21 protein-coding genes are annotated in these 22766 nt (G+C 72.0%); 15 read left to right on the top strand and 6 right to left on the bottom strand.

Annotation, left to right across the window (positions count from 1 at the left end):
• The first annotated feature begins 59 nt into the window (after window positions 1–59).
• The 4 genes from QLQ12_RS37245 (at window position 60) to QLQ12_RS37230 (ending at window position 4759) form a co-directional block, all read left to right on the top strand.
• Window positions 60–986, top strand: a complete 927-nt coding sequence (locus QLQ12_RS37245) for a metal-dependent hydrolase (protein WP_282765601.1) — start codon at window positions 60–62, stop codon at window positions 984–986.
• Window positions 983–2125: a DUF7802 domain-containing protein gene (locus QLQ12_RS37240; protein ID WP_282765599.1), complete on the top strand. Its 1143-nt coding sequence runs from the start codon at window positions 983–985 to the stop codon at window positions 2123–2125. Before QLQ12_RS37245 ends, QLQ12_RS37240 begins: the two co-directional genes overlap by 4 nt.
• 14 nt (window positions 2126–2139) lie before the next feature.
• Window positions 2140–4299 (top strand): ATP-binding protein, encoded by a 2160-nt coding sequence (locus QLQ12_RS37235; protein WP_282765598.1) that lies wholly within the window; start codon window positions 2140–2142, stop codon window positions 4297–4299.
• A 166-nt stretch (window positions 4300–4465) separates the two neighbouring features.
• Window positions 4466–4759 carry an LbetaH domain-containing protein gene (locus QLQ12_RS37230; RefSeq protein ID WP_328518338.1) on the top strand — a complete coding sequence of 98 codons (294 nt, stop codon included), beginning with the start codon at window positions 4466–4468 and terminating at the stop codon, window positions 4757–4759.
• Here the strand turns inward: QLQ12_RS37230 and QLQ12_RS37225 are convergent.
• A complete protein-coding gene (locus tag QLQ12_RS37225) occupies window positions 4645–5874 on the bottom strand; it encodes a L,D-transpeptidase (RefSeq protein ID WP_282765595.1) in 1230 nt (409 codons plus the stop codon). The two genes, QLQ12_RS37230 and QLQ12_RS37225, sit on opposite strands and share 115 nt — an antisense overlap.
• A gap of 377 nt (window positions 5875–6251) precedes the next feature.
• Entirely contained in the window at window positions 6252–6665 is a 414-nt protein-coding gene (locus QLQ12_RS37220) for a CBS domain-containing protein (protein WP_282765593.1), read from the bottom strand.
• 208 nt (window positions 6666–6873) lie between these two features.
• On the opposite strand from QLQ12_RS37220, the gene QLQ12_RS37215 reads away from it, so the two are divergent.
• From QLQ12_RS37215 to QLQ12_RS37205, 3 genes are all read left to right on the top strand, one after another.
• Complete coding sequence (locus tag QLQ12_RS37215; RefSeq protein WP_282765591.1) at window positions 6874–8520, top strand: tetratricopeptide repeat-containing diguanylate cyclase; 1647 nt, start codon at window positions 6874–6876, stop codon at window positions 8518–8520.
• Window positions 8521–8646: 126 nt separating this feature from the next.
• A complete protein-coding gene (locus QLQ12_RS37210; RefSeq protein WP_282765589.1) occupies window positions 8647–9792 on the top strand; it encodes an FIST signal transduction protein in 1146 nt (381 codons plus the stop codon).
• A 1-nt stretch (window position 9793) separates the two neighbouring features.
• Window positions 9794–11296, top strand: a complete 1503-nt coding sequence (locus tag QLQ12_RS37205) for a sensor domain-containing diguanylate cyclase (protein ID WP_282765587.1) — start codon at window positions 9794–9796, stop codon at window positions 11294–11296.
• An 81-nt stretch (window positions 11297–11377) separates the two neighbouring features.
• Here the strand turns inward: QLQ12_RS37205 and QLQ12_RS37200 are convergent, their stop codons facing one another.
• Both QLQ12_RS37200 and QLQ12_RS37195 read right to left on the bottom strand, forming a co-directional pair.
• Window positions 11378–11581, bottom strand: coding sequence for a cold-shock protein (locus QLQ12_RS37200; protein WP_282765585.1), 204 nt, complete (start codon window positions 11579–11581; stop codon window positions 11378–11380).
• Window positions 11582–11859: 278 nt separating this feature from the next.
• A complete protein-coding gene (locus QLQ12_RS37195; RefSeq protein WP_282765583.1) occupies window positions 11860–12261 on the bottom strand; it encodes a RidA family protein in 402 nt (133 codons plus the stop codon).
• Between the two features lie 113 nt (window positions 12262–12374).
• Here QLQ12_RS37195 and QLQ12_RS37190 point away from each other — a divergent pair, with 113 nt between their 5' ends.
• Entirely contained in the window at window positions 12375–13355 is a 981-nt protein-coding gene (locus QLQ12_RS37190; RefSeq protein ID WP_282765581.1) for a helix-turn-helix transcriptional regulator, read from the top strand.
• Window positions 13356–13420: 65 nt separating this feature from the next.
• Here the strand turns inward: QLQ12_RS37190 and QLQ12_RS37185 are convergent, their stop codons facing one another.
• Window positions 13421–14089 carry a hypothetical protein gene (locus QLQ12_RS37185; RefSeq protein ID WP_328518337.1) on the bottom strand — a complete coding sequence of 223 codons (669 nt, stop codon included), beginning with the start codon at window positions 14087–14089 and terminating at the stop codon, window positions 13421–13423.
• Between the two features lie 85 nt (window positions 14090–14174).
• On the opposite strand from QLQ12_RS37185, the gene QLQ12_RS37180 reads away from it, so the two are divergent.
• The 4 genes from QLQ12_RS37180 to QLQ12_RS37165 all read left to right on the top strand — a co-directional run bounded on the left by QLQ12_RS37180 (window position 14175) and on the right by QLQ12_RS37165 (window position 17252).
• Window positions 14175–14687, top strand: a complete 513-nt coding sequence (locus QLQ12_RS37180) for a Chromate resistance protein ChrB (RefSeq protein ID WP_282765577.1) — start codon at window positions 14175–14177, stop codon at window positions 14685–14687.
• Complete coding sequence (locus QLQ12_RS37175; RefSeq protein WP_282765575.1) at window positions 14684–15115, top strand: chromate resistance protein ChrB domain-containing protein; 432 nt, start codon at window positions 14684–14686, stop codon at window positions 15113–15115. The genes QLQ12_RS37180 and QLQ12_RS37175 overlap by 4 nt, the downstream gene beginning before the upstream one ends.
• A gap of 21 nt (window positions 15116–15136) precedes the next feature.
• Window positions 15137–16540 (top strand): chromate efflux transporter, encoded by a 1404-nt coding sequence (chrA, locus tag QLQ12_RS37170; protein ID WP_282765573.1) that lies wholly within the window; start codon window positions 15137–15139, stop codon window positions 16538–16540.
• 175 nt (window positions 16541–16715) lie between these two features.
• Window positions 16716–17252 carry a hypothetical protein gene (locus QLQ12_RS37165; protein ID WP_282765571.1) on the top strand — a complete coding sequence of 179 codons (537 nt, stop codon included), beginning with the start codon at window positions 16716–16718 and terminating at the stop codon, window positions 17250–17252.
• A 95-nt stretch (window positions 17253–17347) separates the two neighbouring features.
• Here the strand turns inward: QLQ12_RS37165 and QLQ12_RS37160 are convergent, their stop codons facing one another.
• Window positions 17348–18598 carry an acyltransferase family protein gene (locus QLQ12_RS37160; protein WP_282765569.1) on the bottom strand — a complete coding sequence of 417 codons (1251 nt, stop codon included), beginning with the start codon at window positions 18596–18598 and terminating at the stop codon, window positions 17348–17350.
• 482 nt (window positions 18599–19080) lie between these two features.
• Here QLQ12_RS37160 and QLQ12_RS37155 point away from each other — a divergent pair, with 482 nt between their 5' ends.
• The 3 genes from QLQ12_RS37155 to QLQ12_RS37145 all read left to right on the top strand — a co-directional run bounded on the left by QLQ12_RS37155 (window position 19081) and on the right by QLQ12_RS37145 (window position 22766).
• The gene (locus tag QLQ12_RS37155; protein ID WP_282765568.1) at window positions 19081–19785 is read left to right on the top strand and encodes a GAF and ANTAR domain-containing protein; all 705 of its coding nucleotides are present in this window, start codon (window positions 19081–19083) and stop codon (window positions 19783–19785) included.
• A gap of 13 nt (window positions 19786–19798) precedes the next feature.
• Window positions 19799–20260, top strand: a complete 462-nt coding sequence (locus tag QLQ12_RS37150; RefSeq protein ID WP_282765566.1) for a hypothetical protein — start codon at window positions 19799–19801, stop codon at window positions 20258–20260.
• A 136-nt stretch (window positions 20261–20396) separates the two neighbouring features.
• Window positions 20397–22766: a PEP/pyruvate-binding domain-containing protein gene (locus QLQ12_RS37145; protein WP_282765565.1), complete on the top strand. Its 2370-nt coding sequence runs from the start codon at window positions 20397–20399 to the stop codon at window positions 22764–22766.

Here is a 22766-nt window from a genome sequence, read left to right as displayed (position 1 = left end):
ACACCAATATAGAACCTGTTCTAGTTTTGGGGTTCCGGTGTCAGGCTGAGAGGTGCGCCATGACGGATCTGCCCATCCGCCGCATCAACTTCCGGTTGGACGAGACCATCCCGTTCCAATGGCTGCCGAGCCATCCGAAGTTCGGCCTCATGTGCAACGCGATCAGCATCATCGCCGTCGCGTTCGAGAAGTTCATCGTGGCGTCCACCCGGCAGGCCATCCCCCGCATCACCGATCCCGAGGCCGCCGAGGAAGCCGAGTCGTTCCTGCGTCAGGAGGCGCAACACGCCAACAACCACCGCCGGCACGTCGCCGTGCTGGTCGCGAAGTATCCCGGCCTGCAGGAGGTGGTCGACGAGGCGATCGCCAGCTACGACCACCTGCTGCGCACCCGCCCTCTGGAATGGCAGCTCGCCTACACCGCCGACCTGGAGGCGACGTTCACCCCACTCTTCAAGATCATGTTGGATCACGAGGACGTCCTGTTCCGCCCCGGCGACGAACGGGTGGCCTCGCTGTTCCTGTGGCACTTCTGCGAGGAGGTCGAGCACCGCAGCTCGGCGCTCGTCGTCTTCGACGCCGTCGTCCGCAACCGGTGGTACCGCGCCCGCGTGACCCGCGCGACGTTCCGGCACGTCATGACGGTGTACCGGAACATCCTGCGGGGTTTCGACCGGCACGTGCCCGAGGCCGACCGCCGGGCCGAATACCGCAACATCTCCCCCGACGGCGTACGCCGTGAGGAGATCGTCACCCGGCTCCCGGTGCCCGCGGGCTGGCGGCACCGGCTCGGCATCGCACCGCCCTCGCCGTTCGCCCCGGCCGGCAACGCCGAGATGGCGGTGCTCGCCTACCGGCTGCTGCGCTCGCAGGTGCCGCATCACCGGCCCGCCGACGAACCGCTGCCGACGTTCGCCGCCGACTGGTTCGCGGCGTACGACCGCGGCCTCGACCTCAGCACGTACTACTCGGCGACCGCCCGGTGAGCGCCGTCGGCCCGTGCCACGCCGACTTCACGGCCCTGGCCGGAACGCTCGGCGGCATCGACTGCGCGACCGCGAACCCGGTGGTGACCGTCCGTGATCCGGGCACGCTGCAGAGCTGGACACAACCCGTCCTCGAACTGCTCATGGTGGTGGGCGCCGTCGTCGCCCTGGTGCACGCGGTGCTCTGGTGGCGCCGCCGCGGCGACCTGTCGAACCTCGGGCTGTGGCTCGCCACCGTCGTCTACGTGCTGCTGCTGGAACCGCCGCTGTACTTCCCCGACCGCTTCGGGCTCGACGAGCCGGTCGGGCTGATCTTCGTGCACAACGTGTTCACGGTGCAGTTCCTCTTCGACCGGCTGCCGTTGTACATCGTGGCGCTCTACCCCGCGATGACGTACCTGGCCTACACGATCGTCCAGCGGACCGGCATCCTGGACCGCCGGCATCCGCTGATCGGCGCGGCCTGCGTGGCGGTGGTGTTCCACGCCGGCTACGAGATCTTCGACCAGCTCGGGCCCGGCCTGCGCTGGTGGACGTGGAACCCGGCCGCACCGTCGAACGCGCCCATGCTCGGTGACGCTCCGCTGACGAGCGCGGTCATCTTCGCAGCCGCCGCCCCGTTCGGGACCGCGCTGCTGACCCGGCTGCTCCTGGCTCGCCGGCCGCTTCCCGGGTGGTCGTTCGCCTGGCGTACCGCGGCCGTGGGAATTCTGACCCCACTCGCCATGATGGTGTTCTCCGCACCCACGGCGCCGTTCGGCGCGACCGGCCGCGCGGCGGTGCTGTGGGCCGAACTCGCCGCGCTGACGCTGGTCGCCGCCGCTGCTTTCCGGCACCACTTCCGGCGGCAGCCGCGGCTCGAAGCGGCACGGGGCGGCGCGGACCGCTTCCTCGACCGCGGACCGCTGTACGGCGGCGTCGCCTACCTCGCCGTCTTCGCGCTGTTGTGGACGGCCGGGAACGCGCCGCCCCCGGCCGTGGCCTATGCGATCGTGTGCGCGCTGGTGTTCGGGGCCGCCGTTGTGGCCCGGCCACGACCGCCGGCCGGTCCGCCCTCGGCGCGCACCTCCCTCACGGCGCGTCTCAGCGCCGGTGGAAACCGGCCGATAGGGAGAGGACGACCGTCGCGCGGGAGGTAGAGCGGGAGGTAGAGGTGACAACTGGTTACCGGCTGTCCCTCGCTCGTACCACGTTGTTCGCCATCGTCTACGCCGCCGCCTGCTACACCGGACGGCACTTCCTCCTCGGCAGTCAGATCAACCTGGTCTGGCCGGCCGCGGGCGTCGCCGTGGTCTGGTTCTGCGCACACCGCCGGGCACCCACCCGCCGCCTCGACATGCTGCTGCTCCCGGTGATCTTGGGCGGGGCCAACTGGCTGACCGGAGCCTCCCCGGCCATCGGCGTCGTCGCCGGGATCGTCGGGCTGGTGCAGGTCGCGGTCTTCCTCCGGCTGCTGCGCCGGTGGAGTCCGCACCTCTGGGGCGCCGGAGGCAGCGCGCCGCTGCGCTCGCCGTGGGACCTGTGGGCCCTGACCGGCGCCGGCTTCACGGCGACCATCGCCGCCAGCGCCGTCAGCATGGTGGGCCGCCGGCTGATCACCGGATCGTTCCCGACCGTCGTCACGACCATGTCGGTGGCCCGGCACACGGCCAGCATCCTGATCATCGGGTCCGCCGGGATCTGCGCGGGCGCCGCGATCCACCGGCTCCGGGCCGAGCATCGTTCGATCGCCGGCTGGTGGCGTCACCGCGGCCCCACCCCGCCCTGGCGGATCGCCGAGATCGCCGGGATCAGCGCCGCCGGCGTCGCCGGATACCTGGCGGTGTTCGCGGCGGAGAACCACGTCCCCGTGTCGTTCGCCCTGCTGGGCCTCACGGTCCTGGTGGCCACCCGGCTGAGCACCCCCTGGGTGCTGTTGCACAACTGCGTGGTCAGTCTCCTCGCGTTGCGGTACACCCTGACCGGGTCCGGCCCGTTCGCCCTGGTCACCGACGTGGCCCAGCGCGCGGTCGTGGTACAGCTCTTCGCCATCCTGGTCGCTCTGGTCGGGCTGTCCCTGGCGCTGGCGCGCGACGAACGGCGGAGGCTGCTGGCCGCCCTGGCGCAGGAGAAGGCCGAACTGGCCGCCCGCCAGGTCGAACTGGCCCGGCAGAAGGCGGAGATCACGCACCACGCCGACCTGCTCACCGCGATCATCGACTCGATGGCCGACGGCCTCGCGGTGATCGGCCCGGACCGCCGGGTGACGCTGCGCAACCCGGCCGTCGCCGACCTGTTCGGCGGGCGTGCCGGCCGGGACGACGTCCTCAGCGGCACCGACTGGTCCGGCCTGCGCCCGGTCGACGGCGCCCGCTACGCCGAGGGCGAGCTGGCCTACCTGCAGGCGCTCGCCGACAAGGAGGTCTCCGGGGTCGACATGCTGGTCCAGAACCAGAGGGTGCCGGACGGCCGGGTGGTCCGGGTGACCGCCACCGCGCTGGCGCACCCGAACGGCACTTTCAGCACGGTGGTGCTCTTCCACGACGTGACCGCCGAACGCCGGCACCGCGACGAGCTGATCAACTTCGCCGGCATGGTGGCCCACGACCTGCTCAACCCGCTCGCCAGCGTGGACGGGTGGGCAGCGGCGGCGCGGGACGCGCTGGACGGCGTACCGGAGCATCCCGATCTCGACCAGGCACGCGCCGACCTGGCCCGCCTGGCGCAGGCCTCCGCGCGGATGCGTGGCCTGATCGACGGTCTGCTGTCCTACGCGACGGTGCGGCAGGCGATGGTCGCCCCGGCCCGGGTGGACCTGGCCGAGGTGGTCGCGGACATCGCCGTCGCCCGCGCGGACGCGGCGGTGGCGTCCGGCAAACCGGAGCCGCGCTTCACCATCGGCCGGCTGCCCCCGGTCCAGGCCGATCCGGTGCTGGTCCGGCAACTGATCGACAACCTGGTCGGGAACGCCATCAAGTACACCGCGCCGGGGGTGGTCCCGGCCCTGCGGATCACCGCCGGTCAGGACGGCGCGATGGTCACCGTACGCATCGTCGACAACGGCATCGGCGTCCCCGAAGGCCAGCATGAGGCGATCTTCGGCAACTTCCACCGGGCGCACGTCGACAGCGGCTATCTGGGCACCGGGCTCGGCCTGGCGATCTGCCGGCGCATCGTGGAACGGCACGGCGGCACCATCACCGCCACCGACGACCCCGGCGGCGGCTCCTGCTTCACCTTCACGCTGCCGAGCGCCGTTGAGTCACCTAACGGCCTCGCCCCCGTCTCCGCGGCGTCGCGTCCCGTGGGCACGATGTCGAGAATCCCGCACTAGAACCGCCGCGGGCGTGCCCCGCCCCGGGCCGTCCTGCCCGCGTCCGCCGTGCCGGCATTGATCAGAGAGACTTGCCGGCAGTCATCGGCAGCGGCGAAAAGAGGGCTTCCGGCGGTTGGCCGAACCCATCGGGATCGAGCACAAGGTCTGGATCGGCAGCAACGTCGTGGTGCTCCCCGGCGTCCGGATCGGCTACGGGGCCGTCGTCGGCGCTGGCAGCGTCGTGACGCGTGACGTCCCACCGATGACCGTCGTCGCCGGGGTCCCGGCCCGGGTGATCCGGAGATCACCGAGGCCGATCTCACCAGCCGGACGGCGCCGGGCTGACCGCCCGCACGGCGGCGGTCAGCGGCCGTACCTGTCGAACGGGACCGTCCAGTCGCCGAGGCCGTTCCAGATCTGCAGCTCTCGCGGGGTGTTCTTGACGTCGACGATGTCACCGAGCTGGAAGTTCTCGTAGACCCATTTGGCGTCGGCCTCGCTGAGGTTGATGCAGCCGTGCGACAGGTTCGCCCGGCCCAGCGACTTGTTCCACGGGGCGGCGTGCAGGAACTCGCCGGAGTAGGAGATCCGGGTGCAGTACTCGATGTTCTCGGACACGTAGTAGTTCGGGTCCTTGGGGTCGCTGACGCCGTAGCTCGCCGAACTCATGCTGTGCTTGCGCAGTTTCTGCAGCACGACGTGGGGACCGCCCGCCGTCCAGTAACTGATCTTCTCGCCGTTCGCGCCGGTGGTGCCGCCGCCCTTGCCGAGGCTGCTCTTCATGGTGCGCACGAGTTTGCCGTCGATGTAAACCTTCGTCAGGTGGGTCCGGTTGTCACTGACCGCGATCAGCTGGCGCCGGACCTGGAAGTCGGTGGACGCGTTCTTCTCCCCGTACACGTCCTTGCCGAGCTTGACGCCGAACACGTTGACCTTGACCTTGACGGTCGTGCCGGCGGCCCAGTACTTCGCCGGACGCCAGTGCACGGTCTTGTCGTCCTTCCAGTAGAACTTGCCCTCGACGGCGGGCGAGGTCTTGATCTCGATGGCCTTCTCCGCCGCGGCCTTGTTCACGGCACGGCTGAACGCGACGATCACCGGCTGGCCCGCGCCGTACGTGCCGCCGGTCTTGAGCGCGTTCAGCCCGTTGGCCTGGAAGGTGATCTTCGCCAGGGCGGACGGCTTCACCGTGGCGAAGGTGGAGGTGTGCTCACTCGACGCGCCCAGGCTGTCGGTGGTGGTCGCGACCACGTTGTAGGTCTTGCCGTAGGCGAGGTCGCCGGTCGAGCGCCAGGTCCCGTCGGCCTGCAGGGAGCCGTCGACCTCGGTCTTGCCGGCGGTGACCTTGACCGACTTCAGCGTGCCGCCCGCGGCGGTGACGACGATCGGCTCCGTCGGCACCACGCCGGTGGCAGCGCTCGCCGGCGTCACGGTCAGCTGAACCGGCGCGGCGGCCGGCTTCTCGGTGTTCGCCACCGGTTCGACCCAGGAGGTGGTGCCGGTGCTCGCCTTGCCGGAGGAGGAGCACCCGGCCGCCGTGGCGGCCGCGGCCACGCCCATCGCGCCGATGATGACCTTACGTCGCTGAATCATCGCTCTCACAATCGAGGGGTCCTGGTCGGCGCCATCCATGGCCGTACACAGACAAGACGTGACTCGGCCGCGGAACGTTGCCTGCCGAGTCGATCGAACTATCAATATGCGATTTTGAGGACGTCATCCTGACAGATCTGGATCCCATCCGGTACACCGCATCGACCATCGACCGCCGCCTGGCGGCGGTGAGACGCGCCATGACCAGCAGAAAGCGCCCGATATGGTGCGGAGTCGGCAGGAAAAAGGTGATCTTCCGCGGCGAGTGAAACCGGTCACGAGTCCCGCTGACCGCCACACCGCGGGGCCCGCGGGAGCGAAAAGAAAGGCGACCCGGGGCCTCGGCCCCGGGTCGCTTCGCCTGTCGTGGTGGGTGGCTACTCGCTGAGCGCGTCGAGCAGGTCGCCGACCGGGCGGTCCGGCAGGGCGCGGGCCACGTCGGCGACGGCGACGATGCCGACCAGTTGGTGGCCGTCGATGACCGGCAGCCGCCGCACCTTGTACTGCGCCATGGTGCGCAGGATCTCGGCGGCCTCGTCGTCGGCGCCGATGGTGACCGGCTTGCCCTGGGCGAGCTCGGCCGCCGACATCTCGGCCGGGTTGCGGCCCTGGCTGATCGCCTTCACCACGATGTCGCGGTCGGTCAGCATCCCGTGCAGCCGGTTGTCCTCGCCGCAGATCGGCAGCGAACCCACGTTGAGCTGAGCCATCTTCTGGGCAGCCGCTACGAGCGACTCCTTCTCGCCGACGCAGGTGACATCACGGGTCATGATCTCGCGGGCGGTCGTCATGACAGGAAACTCCTTCCAACGCAACAGTGTCGGGAAAAGGCGTACCCACTCCAGACCGACGCATTCGTCACGGCCGGGCGCCGCCGGGGGTCTTTCCGCAGATTGCGGAGCCGATGACGGCGGCTGGCGCCGGGCAGCGGGAACCAACGGTCACGGCGGAGGACCACCGATCGGTCAAGAACGGCGCGGACCGGCCGATGGTAGCGACATGGTGGCGTGGGCAGGGCTCGGCCGGGCTGAGGCCGTGGACGGCGAGACCGCGGAGGAACAGCGGGTGGAAGCCGAGATCGCGGCGATCGAGGAGCAGCCTCGTCTGGACCACGATCCCGCCGGCATGATCGTGCGGGCGCGCCGCCTGGCGGACCGGGCCGAGCGGATCGACCGGCCGGATCTGCGCCACCGGACCCGGATGATCGAGGCTGACATGCTGAGCCGCCAGGGTGACCTCCCGGCGGCCGGCCGCATCCTGCACGACGTGCACGCCTGGGCCGTCGCGCACCGGCACCCACACCTGCTGACGCTCAGCCACTGGCACCTGTCGGGGTTGTTCGCCCAGCTCGGTGACGCCACCACCGCGGTGGAGCACGCCGTGCGCGCGATGGAGATCCTCCCCACGATGACGCCGGCCGCCTCCACCAGGCTGCGCATGCGGTGCACCCTGGCGCTGGCCGACACCTACGGGGACACCGGAGACTACGCCGCGGCCCGGGAACGGTACGCGGAGGCGGAGCGCATGGCCGTCGCGACCGCGGAGATCAACGTCCGGTTCCTGATCCTGAACAACCTGGCCTACACCGAGTTCCAGGCCGGCGAGAACGCGGCGGCCTCCGAGGCGGCGGACCGCCTCCTCGCGCTCGTCGGCAGGCACGACCTGGTGCTCGACGACAGCACCCGGGACACGGTGGGGAAGATCTGGCTGTCGGCCGGCCGTCATGCCGAGGCGATCGCGCTGCTGCAGCCTTCCGAGAAGGAGTACAGCAATCAGTACGAGGAGGCGAACTCCGTCGCCAGCTGCCTGGTGACGCTGGCCGAGGCGTACCGCATGGCCGGCGAGCTCGACCAGGCCGAGACGGCTCTGCGACGCTGCCGGCGTCTGTGCGCCGAGCGGGGACTCGCCGCCGTGGAGGTCGAGGCCCAGCGGGTGGGCGCGGAACTGCTCGCCGCGGCCGGCCGGTTCGGTGAGGCGTTCACCGCGCACAAGGCCTTTCATGCCGCGGCGATGCGACTGCACTCGGCGCAGCGCGACGCGCGTACCCGCGTGCTCCAGGTGATGTACGAGACCGAGGAGGCCCTCCGGGCCGGCGAACGGGCCCGTCAGCTGGCCATGCGTGACCCGCTCACCGGGCTGTACAACCGGCGGTTCGTCGACGCCGAGCTGCCGTTGCTGCTGCACCGTGCCGCCGAGACCGGCACCGCGCTGTCGGTCGCCGTCCTCGACCTCGACTACTTCAAACGCATCAACGACACCTGTTCCCACGAGGCCGGCGACCGGGTCCTGCGGCAGATCGCCGATCTGCTCACCGCCCGCGCGCAGACGCTCAGCGGCTCCTTCGGAGCGCGCCTCGGTGGCGAGGAGTTCCTCTTCGTGATGCCCGGCGTGGACGGCCCCGGCGCGGTCGCGGAGATGTCCGGGCTCTGCCAGACGATCCGGCGGCACGACTGGCGGCCGGTCACCGGTCACCTGCCGGTCACCACGAGCATCGGAGTCAGCAGCTCGGCCGACGGCCACGGCTCCGCGGCGGACCTGCTGCGGGAGGCGGACATGCTGCTGTATCGATCGAAAGCGGACGGCCGTGACCGGATCACCAGCGCCGACGATCGCGCGACAGCGTCCGGGCCGCAGGCAATCCGCTGATACCGGTTCAATCAGCCGCGGCCCGGCCGATAGGAGTCTCAGGGATGGCGGCCGGCTAGCGGGACGAGGACGGGGCGCGGGATGATGGCGAACGACGACCGCCCGAGTGCGGGCTGCGGGAGCAGCGTGGCGACGGATCCCGCGGTCGCGGCGAGGGAGTGCGTGACCGCGGCGCTGTCCGGCCGTACGCCCGGGCCGCAGGACCTGGTGATGGTGTTCTCCACGATCGAATACGAGCCGCTCCCCTTCTTCGAGGCGGCGGCCGAGGCCGCCGGGGCGGCCCAGGTGGTCGGCTGCACCGCGTACGCCGGGTTCACCTCGGCGCAGAGTGTCGCGCGGGGCGCGGTGGCGACCTATCTGCCGGCGGCGGACCTCACCTTCGGGATCGCCGCGGCGGACTCGGTCAGCGGGGACCTCGGCCGGGCCGCCAAGCAGGTCACCGAGGCGGCCCGGGAGCGGGCCGGCGGCGACGGCGAACACTCCGTGCTGCTGATGCTCTCCGACGGGCTGGCCGGCGACCAGCGGGAGGTGGTGCGCGGCAGCTACGCGGTCACCGGGGCCACCGTGCCTCTGGTCGGCGGCGCGGCGGCGGAGGACGTCTCGATGACCGCCACCTACCAGTTCGCCGAGGGCAAAGTGATGTCCAACGGCCTGATCGCGGTCTGGATCAACTCGCCGTACCCGCTGGGCATCGGTGTGGCCCACGGCTGGCATCCGATCGGTGATCCCATGGTGGTGACCCGCGCCGAGCGCAACATCATCCACGAACTCGACGGACGTCCCGCGGTGGACGTGTACCTGTCGCAGCGCGGCGCGGTCGCCATGGTCTCCGAACCCGACGAGGGCGCCAACCCCACCTTCGCCCGGCTGACGTACGACCACCCTCTCGGCCTGGCCAACGCCGCCGGCACGTTCGACGGACGGCACATTCTCGGCCGTACGGAGGAGGGGTCGCTGGTGATGTTCGGTCACGTCAGCGAGCAGTCCGTGGTGCAGGTGCTCGCCGGTAACCAGCGTGACCTGGTGGAGGCCGCCGGCCTGGCCGCCGCCACCGCGGCCGGCCGGCTCAGCGCCCCGCCACGGGGAGCGCTGGTGTTCAGCTGCACCGGCCGGGTCGCGCCGCTCGGTGACAGCGTGCCGGACGAGGCGGCCGCCATCGCCGGCCAACTGGCCGGCGTTCCCTTCGCCGGGTTCTTCACCTACGGGGAGTTCGCCCGCGTCACCGGGTCCACCGGGTTCCACAACGCCACCGTCGTCGTCCTCGCGTTCTGACATGGTGGACATGGCTCCCGGCGCCGTCGGGAACACCGATGCGGCACGTCCCGACGACGAGATCCGCCGGCTCCGTGCCGAGCTGGCCACATCACGGGCGGTCTCGGCCCGCGCGCTGGCCCGGGCGACCCGGCTGGCGCAGCTCGTCATCGCTCTCGGCAAGGTCACCGAGGTCGCCGACGTGCTGGACTGCGCGGTGTGCGAGGTCGCCGAACTCTTCGACGCCGACGTCGCGGCGGTGCTCACCCCGCCGGAGGACGGCGACGACGGGCTGCTTCTCGCGGCGCAGTGGGGCATCGCGGGGCGCCACCTGCCGCCGGGCGCGGTCGATCGGCCGGCCGCGGCACAGCGGCTCACCTCGGTGTTCCCGGTAGCCGCCGCTCCGGTCGAGGAGAACGCCGCCCCCGACTGGCTGGTGGTCACCGAGCCGCGGCACCTCGCCTGGGGCCTGCTGACCGTCCGGGACGAGCACCTCGGCTATCTGCTGCTGGCGCGACGGGAGGACCGTCCCTTCGACACGGCCGACGTCCAGGAACTGATCGGGGTCGTCAGCCGGATCTCGCTGGCGATCGACAACGGCCGTCTGTACCGGCGGAGCCAGGAGCAGCTGCACCGGCTGCAGCGGCTCAACACGGTGACCGCCGGCCTGGCCGGCATGGTCGACGTGGCCACCGCGGCCCGCAACATCGTCGAGACGCTGATCGAGCACGTGCCGGTGGCCGGCGCCGCCGTCTACCTCAACAACGCCCACGGCGAGGAACTGGCCGCCGCCGGCGGGGCGGAATGGCCGCGGAACATCACCGCCGACCGGCTGCCGGCCCTGCCCGGCGTGCTGTCGATGAGCCTGGGCGCGCAGGACCCGAGCGCCGGGCGGCTGCTGATCACCGGCGGGCCGGCGCCGGGCACCGACGCGCGCACCTTCCTCGAACACCTGGTCGACGTCGGCGGCCTGGTGCTGGAGAAGGCGCTGCTCTTCCGGCGCATCCGGATGCAGGCGGAGACCGACGTGCTCACCGGGATGCCCAACCGCGCGTTCTTCCTGGAGTCGCTGGCGGCCACCCTGAACCGGTGCCGGCACCTCGGCACCGACGTCGCGGTGCTCTTCATCGACATGGACGGGTTCAAGGCGGTCAACGACACCTACGGCCACGACGCCGGCGACCAGTTGCTGGTCACCGCCGCTCAGCGGCTGACCGACGCCGCCGGCCTGTCCGCCCTGGCGGCCCGTCTCGGCGGCGACGAGTTCGTGGTCGCCTGCGCCGACCTCACCGCGGAACAGGCCGAACTGCTGGCCGAACGCATCGAGCGGGCCGTCAGCGTGCCTTACCAGCTCCGCCTGCCCACCGGCGAGGTCGAGGTCGTCGCGGGCTGCAGCATCGGCCTGGGCCTGGCCGCGGACCGGGGCTATGACCCTTCGCTGCTGCTGAGCGGCGCGGACGCCGCCATGTACGCGGTCAAGCAGCACCGCCGCGCGGCTCGCCGGGCCGCTACGGCCGACAGGTAGCCGGCCCGGCCCGGCCGGGCCCGTGTGAAACGCCGAACGGCGGCCCGCTGTACCAGCCGGGCCGCCGTTCGCAAGTGTGGATCAGAGCGGGCGGATGTTCTCCGCCTGCAGGCCCTTCTGGCCCTGGGTGACGTCGAACTCCACGCGCTGGTTCTCCTCGAGGCTGCGGAAACCGCTCGCCGAGATCGCCGAGAAGTGGGCGAAGACGTCAGCGCCGCCGTCGTCCTGGCTGATGAAACCGAAGCCCTTGTCGGCGTTGAACCACTTCACGGTACCTGTAGTCATGTCTGCTCCTCGCAGGCTGTTGAAACCGCACTGTGCGGCCTCGCACGCCGCTGCGTTGATCACCTGTGTCGGAACCGACACGCCAAACGAAAAAGCGCCAGGTGGGTTTCAGATAACCCATCAGGCGCCGAAAACGTCTACGGAAATCAAAACTGCAACCGGGCAACCGTAGCACAGAATCCGGCGACCACCGCCACCCGGATCGCGGGAAACTCCGGTGGCGGTGGCCGAGATCGATCAGCGGCCCGGCGGGCCCTGCCGGAGCCGGCGAGGTGACGTCACGCGACGGCGGTCCCCTCGAGTTCGACCATCAGGTCCGGGATCGCCAGCCGTGTCACCCCGAGCATCGTGGTGGCCGGCGCCGCTCCGGCGGCGCCCAGCCGCGACGCCAGCACGCCGTAGTGCTCGAAGATCCGGTCGACGTCGGTCGTGTAGACGGTGAGCCGGACGAGGTCGGCGAGGGACATGCCCGCCTCGCCGAGAACCGCCTCCAGGTTGTCGAGGCTCAACGCCACCTGCGCCGCCATGTCACCGGCGTGCTGGGGCTTGCCGTCGGCGCTCATCGCGGTCTGCCCGGCGCAGTACAGGGTCCGGGTGTGCCCGGAGACGACCTCACCCTGGTTGTACCCCAGCGCCGCCGACCAGGTCCACGGGTTGACGGCCGATCGATCCATTGTCATCTCAGATCCGTTCGTCGAGAGTGTGGGCAGCTAGGACTCGAACCCACGTGCTGGTGAGCCTGGCAGGCAATCACGACATCCTGTGTCGTGTATTCCGGGCATAATCTCGTCGCATGCGAGCCGACCGGTTGGTCTCACTGGTGCTGCTGCTGCGCCAGCGTGGTCGGCTGTCCGCCGCCACCCTGGCCCGCGAGCTGGAGGTGTCCACCCGCACCGTGCTGCGTGACATCGAGGCGCTGTCCGCGGCCGGCGTCCCGGTCTACGCCGAACGCGGCCGGCACGGCGGTTTCGCGTTGCTGCCCGGTTTCCAGACCGAGCTCACCGGACTGAACCACGACGAGGCGCTCGCCCTGCTGGTCGCCGGGTCGCGGCGCGGCGCGCAGGCGTTCGGTCTCGGCTCGGCGCTGGCTTCGGCCATGCTCAAGGTGGTCGACGCGCTGCCGGAGAGCCAGCGGGACACCGCGGCCGGAGCGGTCGGGCGGCTGCTCATCGACCCGGAGACCGACCTGCTGTCGCGGCGGCTGACCGCCGACGAGGTTCCCGACGGCATCGTGGCCGAGGTCCGGCGCGCGGTGTTCGCCGGGCACAAGGTGCGCATCCACTACGCGGCCGTGGGCCAGGCCCCGCGGTGGCGCACCGTGGACCCGATCGGCCTGGTCACCGTGCGGGAACAGGGCTATCTGCTGGCCACGAGGTCCGGCGCGGACCGCACGTACCGGCTGTCGCGCATCGTGGCCGCCGAGGAACTCGACGAGCCGGCACAGCGACCGGACCGGGTGGATCTGGACCGGGCCTGGCAGGAACGCAGCACCCGGTTCCGGGCCGGCGGCGACCCGGTCACCGTGCTGGTGCGGGTGAACCCGGCACGACGGGAGGACCTGGTGGGCACCGCGCTGGCCGTGCACGCCGAGGAGGCCGGCGCGGACGGCTGGCTGCGCCTGGAGGTGAGCTTCCAGGACGCGCGCCATGCCGAGTGGGCCCTGTGGCAGCTCGCCATGAACGCTGAGGCCCTGGCGCCGCCGTGGCTGCGCACCGCCCTGCGCGACCGCGCCACCGCCATCGCCGCCCGGTACGAGGCGTCATCGCCGAGTTGAGGGCCGATCGCCCGCGGCCGGCAGGCGTCCGGCGAGCCCGCCCCGCGTCAGGCGGCCGCCCGGTGTCAGGGCTCGGACGGGTAGCCGATCCGGGCGAGATCGCCGGCGAGGCCGGTCATCGGCAGACCGGCGTCCAGGCGGCGTACCAGTTCGCCGGTCAGCGGGCGCCCGGCGAAGACCTCACCGATCGCCTCCAGGTCCAGGGTGGTCCCGTAGTGGGCCTCGGCGCCGCACCGGTAGGCCGCCGGGGTGCCGTCCACCAGAAACTGGAACAGCCAGTCGGCGCCGTCCGGATCGTCACCGTCGGGAAAGGCCGGCCCGCCGGCGTGCCACCGGTCATCGCCGTGCCGCCGCCACAGGCACACCGTCGCCTTGAACGTGCCGTCGAAGCTGAACGCCGGCTCGGCGACGTAGTCGGCGAAGACCTCCGGCACCGTGTCGACCAGCCCCGGCCACAGCTCGTCATCGTTCTGGACCGGGCTCATCGGCGACTCGTGGTCGAAGCCCCGGACGAAGCAGCCGTCCGGCGAGAAGACGATCGACCAGTCGTCGCCGCCTCCGTTGCGCATCGACGCCAGCTGCGTGCCCGGCGCCCAGCGCGCATCGAACGAGTAGCGCCGCGACTCCGGCTCCCTGTTGATGATCGCCTCCAGCATCGCCAGCGCCCGGCACCGCTCGCGAAGCACCGCGATGCCGGGGAGAGCGGCCGCCACGTCGTGAACCGTCATCGCCACAGTGAACCTCGCGGCATCACCACGAGTTCGATGGGGCCGGCGCTGCGGACTTCCCCGCCTCGGTAACCGTGGTTACAGTGTGGCGGTGGAGCGTGTCGAGACGGGCGGGCGGTGGGTTCTGCTGTCGTACCGGATCCCGAGAGAGCCGTCGCAGCCGCGGATCGCGGTGTGGCGCAAGCTGGAACGCCTCGGTGTGGCACGGCTCGGCGACGGGCTGATCGCGCTGCCCGCCGACGAGCGGACCCGGGAACAGCTCGACTGGGTGGCCGAGGAGGTGGTCGAGCACGGCGGCGCCGCCACGCTGTGGATCGCCGAGCCCGGCAGCGTCGAGCAGGAGCGGGCCGTCGTCGCGGCGATGCGGGCGGCCCGCGCCGCCGAGTACCGCGCGGTCATCGGCGAAGCCCGCGCCGCCGCCGGTGACGAGGCCGAGCGCGTCCGCGCCGTGCGCCGGCTCCGCGGCGAGTTGCGCCGCATCGCCGACCGTGACTACTTCCCGCCGGCCGAGCGGGATTCCGCCCGGCTCGCGGTGCAGGACCTCGCCGCGCAGGCCGGGCGGCCCGAGGCCGGGCGGCCCGTGACCGAGAAGGAGCGGGCGTGAGGTGGGCGACCCGCGCCGGCGTGCACATCGACCGGGCGGCCTGCGCCTGGCTGATCCGCCGGCACATCGACCCCGACGCGGAGTTCCTCTTCGTCGATGACCGCACGGCGGTGCCCGGCGACGCCACCGCCTTCGACATGCGCGGGGTCGAGCTCGGACACCACCGAGGTGACTGTTCGTTCGAGACGATCCTGCGCCGCTACGAGCTGCACGATCCGGTGCTGTGGAAGATCGCCGAGATCGTGCACGAGGCCGACCTGGCCGACGAACGCTACGACGCCCCGGAAGGCCCCGGCCTCGACGTGATCCTCCGTGGCCTGTCGATGATCCGCGACGACGAGGAGGTTCTGGCGCTGACCGGGCCACTCTTCGACGGCCTGTACGAATACCAGCGACGCGCCGTGCTGCTGAACCGCACCCCGGGCTGAACCCACCAGGAGACACACACCGTGACCACCACCGAACCCGGCGGCACCGCGCTTCCGTCTGCCGTGCCGGCGGGTGACGTCGTCCCGTTCGGCCGGGCCGTACGCGCCTGGTTCAGCATCTCGCTGCAGACCTTCGGCGGCCCGGCCGGGCAGATCGCCGTCATGCAGCGCCACCTCGTCGACGAACGCCGCTGGATCGGCCAGAAGCGGTTCCTGCACGCTCTGAACTACTGCATGCTGCTGCCCGGCCCGGAGGCCCAGCAGCTGGCCATCTACGTCGGCTGGCTGCTCAACGGCATCCGCGGCGGCTTGGTCGCCGGCACCCTGTTCGTCCTGCCCGGGGTGGTCGCCCTGCTCGCGCTCTCGGCGGTCTACGTCGGTTTCGGCGATACCCGGGTGGTGGCCGCGTTGTTCGCCGGCCTCGCGCCGGCCGTGGTGGCGATCGTCGCGCAGGCGGTGTGGCGGGTCGCCGGCCGGGCGCTGAACAACCGCACCCTGGTCGCCTTCGCCGTGATCGCCTTCCTCGCTCTCGCCGCGTTCGCGGTGCCGTTCCCCATCGTGGTCGCCGCCGCGGCGCTGGCCGGGTGGGCCCTGCACCGGTGGCGTCCCGCCCTGGTGGAGTCCTCCGGCGGGCACGGCGCGGCGAAGGACGGCCCGGAGCCGCTGATCTCCGACGACACCCTGCACCACGAGCGGCCGTCCGGGCGCCGCACCGCCACCATCCTCGGCGTCGGGCTGGCCGCCTGGTTGATCCCGGTCGCGTTGTTCGCGGTGTTCACCGGGACGAACAGCGTCTACACCCAGCAGGGGCTGTTCTTCTCCGGCACCGCGGTGGTCACGTTCGGCGGCGCCTACGCGGTGCTCGCGTTCGTCGCCCAGCGCGCCGTCGAGCACTACGCCTGGCTGTCGGCCGGTGACATGGTCCGTGGTCTCGCGCTCGCCGAGAGCACCCCCGGTCCGCTGATCATGGTGGTGCAGTTCGTGGCGTTCCTCGGGGCCTACAGCAACCCCGGCAGCCTGGATCCGTGGGTGGCCGGTGTGGTGGCGTCGCTGCTGACGACCTGGGTGACGTTCGTGCCGTGCTTCCTGTTCATCCTGCTCGGCGCGCCCTACGTGGAACGGCTGCGCGGCAACCGGTCGCTGTCGGCGGCGCTGACCGGCATCACCGCCGCCGTCGTCGGCGTCATCGCGAACCTCGGTCTCTACTTCGCCGTCCACACCCTGTTCAGCCGGGTCCGGGACGTCGACGCCGGGCCGCTGCGCCTGACGCTGCCCGAACTGGCCTCGGCCCGGGCCACTCCCCTGGTCATCGCCGCCGTCGCGGCCGTCCTGATCTTCTGGCGGGGCTGGTCCGTGCTGCGGGTGCTCGGCGTCTGCGCCGTGCTCGGCCTGGCCGCGGGGCTCGCCGGCCTCCCCGGGATCTGACGGCGGCACGCTTCGCCGGTGGCCGCCGCCTACGCCTATCGTTACCGGGTCTCCCGTACGCCGGCCCGGGTGTCGCCTTCTCGGTGACGACGGGCCGGCCGAAGGCCGACCGACCGCCTTCGACCGCGGTGGCGTCCTCGCCCTCGTGGTCTCCGTCGACAACCATGGGGAACCGGTGCAGAAGTCACACACCTCCGTAGTCCTGGCCGTTCTGCTTCTCGCCGCAACGGCCGGATGCCAGAGCGGCGGCGAGGCGTCGCCGTCACCGTCGCTTTCGGCGCCCGCCGCTTCCGTCCCGGCGTCCACCGAGGCCGGGACGGCGCCGGCGTCCCCGGCAGCGGCGTCCTCACCGGCGGCGTCCGCCGCGGCGGAGAAGGCGTTTCCGCTCGCCGTCAGCCGCCGGGGCGGCTTCGCCGGCGTCGACGATCACGTCTCGATCACGGCGGACGGCACAGCGGTCGTGACGCGCCGCGGCGGGCCGGCCGTGCGGACCTCCCTGCCGGCCGCCACCATGGACGAACTCCGCCTGCTGCTGGCCGCGCCGGAATTCGCCGGCCGGACGACGCCGCCGGACGCCCCGGTGTGCAACGACGGCTTCGAGTACGAGCTGGTGAGCCCGTCGTCGACCACGCGCGTGCACGACTGCGGCGGCGGGCACGGGACCGCGGTCGACCGCGTCCTCGCCATCGTCGCGCAGCTGTTCAACAGCTGACCGGAACGCCGCGTCAGCCGACGGCGGCCAGGCCGGTCCCGGCCGCCGCCTCGCACACCACGATCGCCGTGCCGCCGTCGGCCGACATGATCCGGTCAGGCCGGGGCCCGCGCGGGCGCGCGCCGGTCGGGATCGGGGTCGGGGTCGGAGGCGGAGGCGGCGGCGGAGGCGGTGCGGGGCGCCGGGGGCAGGGCCCGGCCGCCGGTCTCCCCGCCGCGGTTCAGCCACCGCTTCGGGGTGTGCTCGCGCCACCACTTCTCGGCCGGTTCCTCGACCCAGGTGAAGAGTCCCCAGCAGATCACGTTGGTGACCACGGCCATGCCGATCATGGTGAACAGCACGGCGTTGCTGCTCGGCATCCGGCCCCACTCGTACGTCGCCAGCCGGCTGATCGTGTGGTGGATCAGGTAGAAGCTGTACGACCAGAGGCCCAGCATGACCAGCAGCCGGTGGTTGAGGACGCCCCGGTGCCCCGCGATCTCCCGCTGCACGAAGGCCAGCATGATCAGGGCCGCCAGGACGGCTACCGTCGGCCGGATGGTGAACTCCAGCTGGTGCGCCACCAAGTCCGAGTACGGCCACCGCTGCTGGTAGTACACGTAGACGTACAGCAGCAGCCCGGCGATCGGGACGATCGGGCGCAGCGGCAGCCGCCAGCCGCGCTTGACGGCCAGCGCCAGGGTCATGCCGAGCATGAACTCCGGCAGGTAGACCAGCGGATGACGCATCACCCAGCGGGCCATCGCGGGTTCGAGGTTCGCGTCGGCGATCCAGTTGACCGCCCACATGGCGGTCAGGCCGGCGGCGGCGGTGAGCGCGAGCCGGCGGGTCCGCATCCGGGCCGCGACCGGGGCGATCAGGGGGAAGAGCGCATAGAAGAGCAGCTCGACGCTGAGCGTCCAGGTCACCGGGTTGCCCGGCAGGGTGGGCGTGACGTTCGGGAACCAGGTCTGCACCAGGAACACCGACGAGATCACGCTGGGCCAGTCGATGTCCTTGCCGGCCGCGATGGAGAACGCGTAGACGGCGGCGGGCAGGACGACCAGGTGGACCGGCCAGATCCGGCCGATCCTGCGCCAGTAGAAGACGAACGGATGCTCACGGGGCTTGAAGACCCACATCATCAGGAAGCCGGAGAGCACGAAGAAGAACGTGACACCGTGCCCGCCGATCCCGGAGAACGGGAAGATCGCCGGGGCGCGACCGAACCCGGTCTGGCCGCCGAGGCCGGTGAAGTGGTGCGCGAACACCGCGAAGGCCGCGAAGAACCGCAGGCTCGTCAAGGAGTCCAGTCGCTTCGGCATCGCCGTCGCTTCGGCCCGCGGGCCGTCCGTGAGCATGGGCATGGGGTCAGCGGTCCACCGTGGTGACGACCACGTGTTCCGGGGTCGTCCGGCGGCGGGAGATGACGGCACAGGGGGGTGGCTCCGTCACGGAGCGCTCGGTCGAGATCTCAGTCAGCAAGGAAGAACATCCCATTTCCATCCGGAAAACTGCATGGGAACTTAGCAAGGGGCCGAACGGCACGGTTCATCGGACGGCCGGCGAGCCGGACCCCGCGCGGCGGGCACCGCTCGGGGTGAGACGAGACCCTCGCGAGCCCACGGCGTGCCCGAGTGTCGACGCCGCCTAGCCGCGCCCGGCGTCCGCGATTAAACTCGGAGGTCTGTGGCGGACGTCCCATGGCGTGCGCGAGCCGGCGTCATCAGAGCGGCGCGGACCCACCCACGGTGGCGTCCTGCAGCGACCCGCGCATGGCCCGGAGACCATCACGGTGCCGGCGATGCGCCCTAGGCAGGGGCGTGGTCTTTTGGGCACCAGGGAACCCATGGCTCCGTCCGAGGCGTTCGCCCGGCTGGGCCGGATCAAGCTGGGTGACGTCGACCTCAGCGGCGTCCTCCACACGATCGCCGACCTCGCCAAGCGCACGATCCCCGGCGCCGGGGAGGTCTCGGTCACTCTGCTGCGCAAGGACCGGCCGCATACCGCGTCCTTCACCGGCGAGTTGGCGCTGTCCCTGGACCAGTCGCAGTACGACTCGGGTCACGGGCCGTGCCTTGACGCGGCCGTCGCCGCGGCCACGCTCTCGGTGCCGGACATGGCCACCGACACCCGCTGGCCCGCGTGGACGTCGCGAGCGTCGCGACAGGGTGTCCACAGTTCCCTGTCGATCGGCCTGCCGGTTCAGGAAGCCGTCGTCGGCGCGCTGAACGTCTACGCCACCGCGCCGCACGCCTTCGCCGACGACACGATCGTCGTCGCCGAGACGTTCGCCGACTACGCCGCGGTGGCGCTGTCCAACGCGCACCTGTACGACAGCACCGCGACCCTCGCCGAGCAGATGCGGGCCGCGATGGCGAGCCGTGCCGTCATCGACCAGGCCAAGGGCATCGTCATGGGCAGCCGGCGATGCACGGCCGACGAGGCGTTCGCCGTCCTCACCAAGATCTCGCAGGACACCAACCGCAAGCTGCGCGACGTGGCGGCGGCCCTGGTCGCCCAGGCGACGGGCCACTCCCGGCAGCGGCGATAGCGGAAGGCGGCCGATGGTCACCGATGCGACACTCGCCCGTATCGGCCACGGGGTGGAGCTGCATCATTCTCAGGGCCGGCGCGAGGCTGCCCGCGAGTTGTTCGCGCGGATCTGGGACGAGATCGGCGGGGAGCGCGGCGATCCCCTGCACGTGTGCGTCCTCGCGCACTCGATGGCCGATGTGCAGGACGATGTCCAGCAGGAACTGGTCTGGGATCAGCGGGCGCTGGCGGCGGCCGGCTCGCTCACCGACGCCCGGGTCGCTCAGGCCGGGGTGCCGATGACGGTGGCCGGCCTGTATCCGTCGTTGCACCTCAACCTGGCCGAGTGTTACCGCAGGCTCGGCGATCTCGGCCGTGCCCGCGAGCACCTGCGGCGGGCACGGGCGGGGATCGGCGCGCTCGGCGAGGACGAGTACGGGCGGCTGATCAGGGACGGCCTGGACCGGCTGGCCCGGCAGCTGACCGCTGAGTAGCGGGGGGCGGGACCCCTGCGGTCCCCCGCCCACCCGTCATCCGGCGGATCAGCGACCGGAGATCAGGATCGGCCCCCGGGGACGCCGTCGGGCGCACCCATTGCCGGACGATGCAATACGACTGTATTGTGAAAACATGAACGTGATCCCGCTGGACCAGGCGACCGCTGAGCTGGCGGGCGGCAAGGCGGCCGCCCTGGGTGAGCTGATCCGGCGCGGCGAGCGCGTGCCTCCCGGCTTCTGCGTCACCGTCGCGGCCCACCGCGGTGGCGTGCTGCCGGAAGCCGAGATCCTCGACGCCTACCGGAGACTCGGCGGCGGCCCGGTGGCGGTGCGCTCCAGCGCGACGGCCGAGGACCTGCCCGGCGCCGCGTTCGCCGGGCAGTACGCATCGGTTCTCGACGTCCGCGGCGAGGCGGAACTGGTCGCGGCCGTCGCACGGTGCTGGGAGTCGCTGCACCACCCCCGTGCGGTCGCGTACCGGCAGGCCCGGGACGTCGACGACACGGGCATCGCGATGGGCGTCGTGGTGCAGCGGATGGTCGACGCCACGACGGCCGGGGTGCTGTTCACCGCCAACCCGCTGACCGGCTGCCGCACCCAGATGCTAGTGGAGGCCGCCGCGGGCACGAGCGTGGTGGACGGCGCCGCCGAGGTCGACCGCTACCTGCTCGACGGCGACGTGCCCGGCCCGGCCTGGCTGGCCGGGTTGCGGGCCGCCGGAGCACGGCTGCAGCAGACGTTCGGCAGCCCTCAGGACGTGGAGTTCGCCGTCGGCCACGACGGCGAACTGTGGCTGCTGCAGTCCCGGCCGATCACCACACTGTTCCCGCCGCCGCCGGACAGCGGCGACGATCCGCGCGTCTACGTGGAGTTCGGGCACGTGCAGGGCATGCTCCGGCCGGTCACCCCGATGGGCATGGCCACCCTCAAGAAGACGGTCGCCGCGATGCTCGCCGCCCTCGGCTTCACGGCCGAGATCGTCGACATCGGCGGCCGGCTCTACGGCGACCTGACCGATCTGGCCCGCCATCCCACTGCCCGCAAACGCCTGGTCCCCTTGATGGCGGTGGACTTCGGGCCGCGCGCGCAGGCGGCGATGGAGCACGTGCTCGCCGACCCGCGGTTCGCGCCGCGTCGCCCGGAGGGCAAGCGGTCCGCGCCCGCGGGGAGCCTGGGCACGGCGGCCCGCGCGCTGACCGGAATCACCCGGGCCCTGGCCCGGCCCGGCAAGGCCCGGCGGCGCCTGTACGCCGCCGTCGACGAGTTGCGCGCCGCGTCGGCCGCGCCGGACGATCTGCGCACGCCGGGCGAGCGCCTGCGGTTCGTGCGCGAGGACCGGGCGAGCGAGGGCGCCGGCGGGCACACCGACACGATCACCTGGCCGATCGTGGCCGGGATGCTGGCCGGCACGCTCCCGGCGCACCTCCTCAAGGGCCTCGCCGGCCCCGACGAGATCCACGCCGTGCTGGGCGGAGTACCGCACAACATCACCATCGAGATGGACCTCGCGCTGTGGCGGATCGCGCGGGACGCCGGCGAGCACCGGTCGCTGCTGCTCGGCGCCCCGCCCGCCGAGCTCGCCGAGCGCTACCGCCTCGGCGATCTTCCGGAGTTCGGGCTGACCGATTTCCTTCAGCGGTACGGGCACCGCGGCGTCGCCGAGGCCGACCTGGGTGTGCCGCGCTGGGCGGAGAATCCGGCGCCGGTCTTCGCCGCGCTCGCCGGCTACCTGCGCCTCGACGATCCGGAGCAGGCGCCGGACCGACGGTTCGAGCGGGCCGCCGCGGCCGGTGAGGCGGCCTTGAACGACCTGGCGGCGCGGGCCCGGCGCCGGCCGGTGCGCGGGCGGCTCGCCGTCTTCCTGCTGCGCCGGGCCCGCGCTCTCGCCGGGCTACGGGAGGCGGGAAAGTTCGCCGGGCTCTACCACCTGCGCGCGGTCCGGGAGCAACTGCTGCTGATCGGGGCCGAACTGGCCGGGGCCGGGCTCCTCGACGAGGCCGGCGACATCATGTTCCTCGACCTGGAGGAGGTCGGCGCCGCCGTCCACCAGCAGGTGGATCACCGAGCCCTGGCCGCGGCGAGGAAGGCGGCCCACCGGGCCGAGTCACGGCGGACCGCGGTGCCGGTGGCGCTGCTCTCCGACGGCACCGACGTCGAACGCCTCCTGCCGCCGGGAGACGGCCCGGACGGCGTGCTCACCGGAGTGGGCGCCTCGGCGGGCCGGGTGACCGGCCCCGCCCGGGTCGTGCGCGACCCGGCGACGGCCCGGGTCGAGCCGGGAGACATCCTGGTCACCGCGACCACCGACCCGGGCTGGACGCCGCTGTTCCTCACCGCGGCGGCGCTGGTCAGCGAGACCGGCGCGATCATGGCGCACGGCCCGACGGTGGCCCGCGAGTACGGCATCCCGGCGGTGATCAGCGTGCCCGGCGCGACCACGGTGATCGGTGACGGGCAGTTGATCACCGTGGACGGCGCGGCCGGAACCGTGACTCTCGGCTAG

Origin of the sequence: Actinoplanes sandaracinus (genome assembly GCF_030009775.1) — a bacterium.
Lineage (GTDB): Bacteria > Actinomycetota > Actinomycetes > Mycobacteriales > Micromonosporaceae > Actinoplanes > Actinoplanes sandaracinus.
This window is presented reverse-complemented; position numbering and strand designations above follow the sequence as displayed.

What these genes read in the sequence shown, in the direction of transcription:
- QLQ12_RS37245 (WP_282765601.1), top strand. Translation starts at nt 60, where the DNA reads ATGACGGATCTGCCCATCCGCCGCATCAACTTCCGGTTGGACGAGACC.
- QLQ12_RS37225 (WP_282765595.1), bottom strand. Translation starts at nt 5,874, where the DNA reads ATGATTCAGCGACGTAAGGTCATCATCGGCGCGATGGGCGTGGCCGCG.
- QLQ12_RS37220 (WP_282765593.1), bottom strand. Translation starts at nt 6,665, where the DNA reads ATGACGACCGCCCGCGAGATCATGACCCGTGATGTCACCTGCGTCGGC.
- QLQ12_RS37215 (WP_282765591.1), top strand. Translation starts at nt 6,874, where the DNA reads ATGGTGGCGTGGGCAGGGCTCGGCCGGGCTGAGGCCGTGGACGGCGAG.
- QLQ12_RS37205 (WP_282765587.1), top strand. Translation starts at nt 9,794, where the DNA reads ATGGTGGACATGGCTCCCGGCGCCGTCGGGAACACCGATGCGGCACGT.
- QLQ12_RS37200 (WP_282765585.1), bottom strand. Translation starts at nt 11,581, where the DNA reads ATGACTACAGGTACCGTGAAGTGGTTCAACGCCGACAAGGGCTTCGGT.
- QLQ12_RS37195 (WP_282765583.1), bottom strand. Translation starts at nt 12,261, where the DNA reads ATGACAATGGATCGATCGGCCGTCAACCCGTGGACCTGGTCGGCGGCG.
- QLQ12_RS37190 (WP_282765581.1), top strand. Translation starts at nt 12,375, where the DNA reads ATGCGAGCCGACCGGTTGGTCTCACTGGTGCTGCTGCTGCGCCAGCGT.
- QLQ12_RS37160 (WP_282765569.1), bottom strand. Translation starts at nt 18,598, where the DNA reads ATGCCCATGCTCACGGACGGCCCGCGGGCCGAAGCGACGGCGATGCCG.
- QLQ12_RS37155 (WP_282765568.1), top strand. Translation starts at nt 19,081, where the DNA reads ATGGCTCCGTCCGAGGCGTTCGCCCGGCTGGGCCGGATCAAGCTGGGT.
- QLQ12_RS37150 (WP_282765566.1), top strand. Translation starts at nt 19,799, where the DNA reads ATGGTCACCGATGCGACACTCGCCCGTATCGGCCACGGGGTGGAGCTG.
- QLQ12_RS37145 (WP_282765565.1), top strand. Translation starts at nt 20,397, where the DNA reads ATGAACGTGATCCCGCTGGACCAGGCGACCGCTGAGCTGGCGGGCGGC.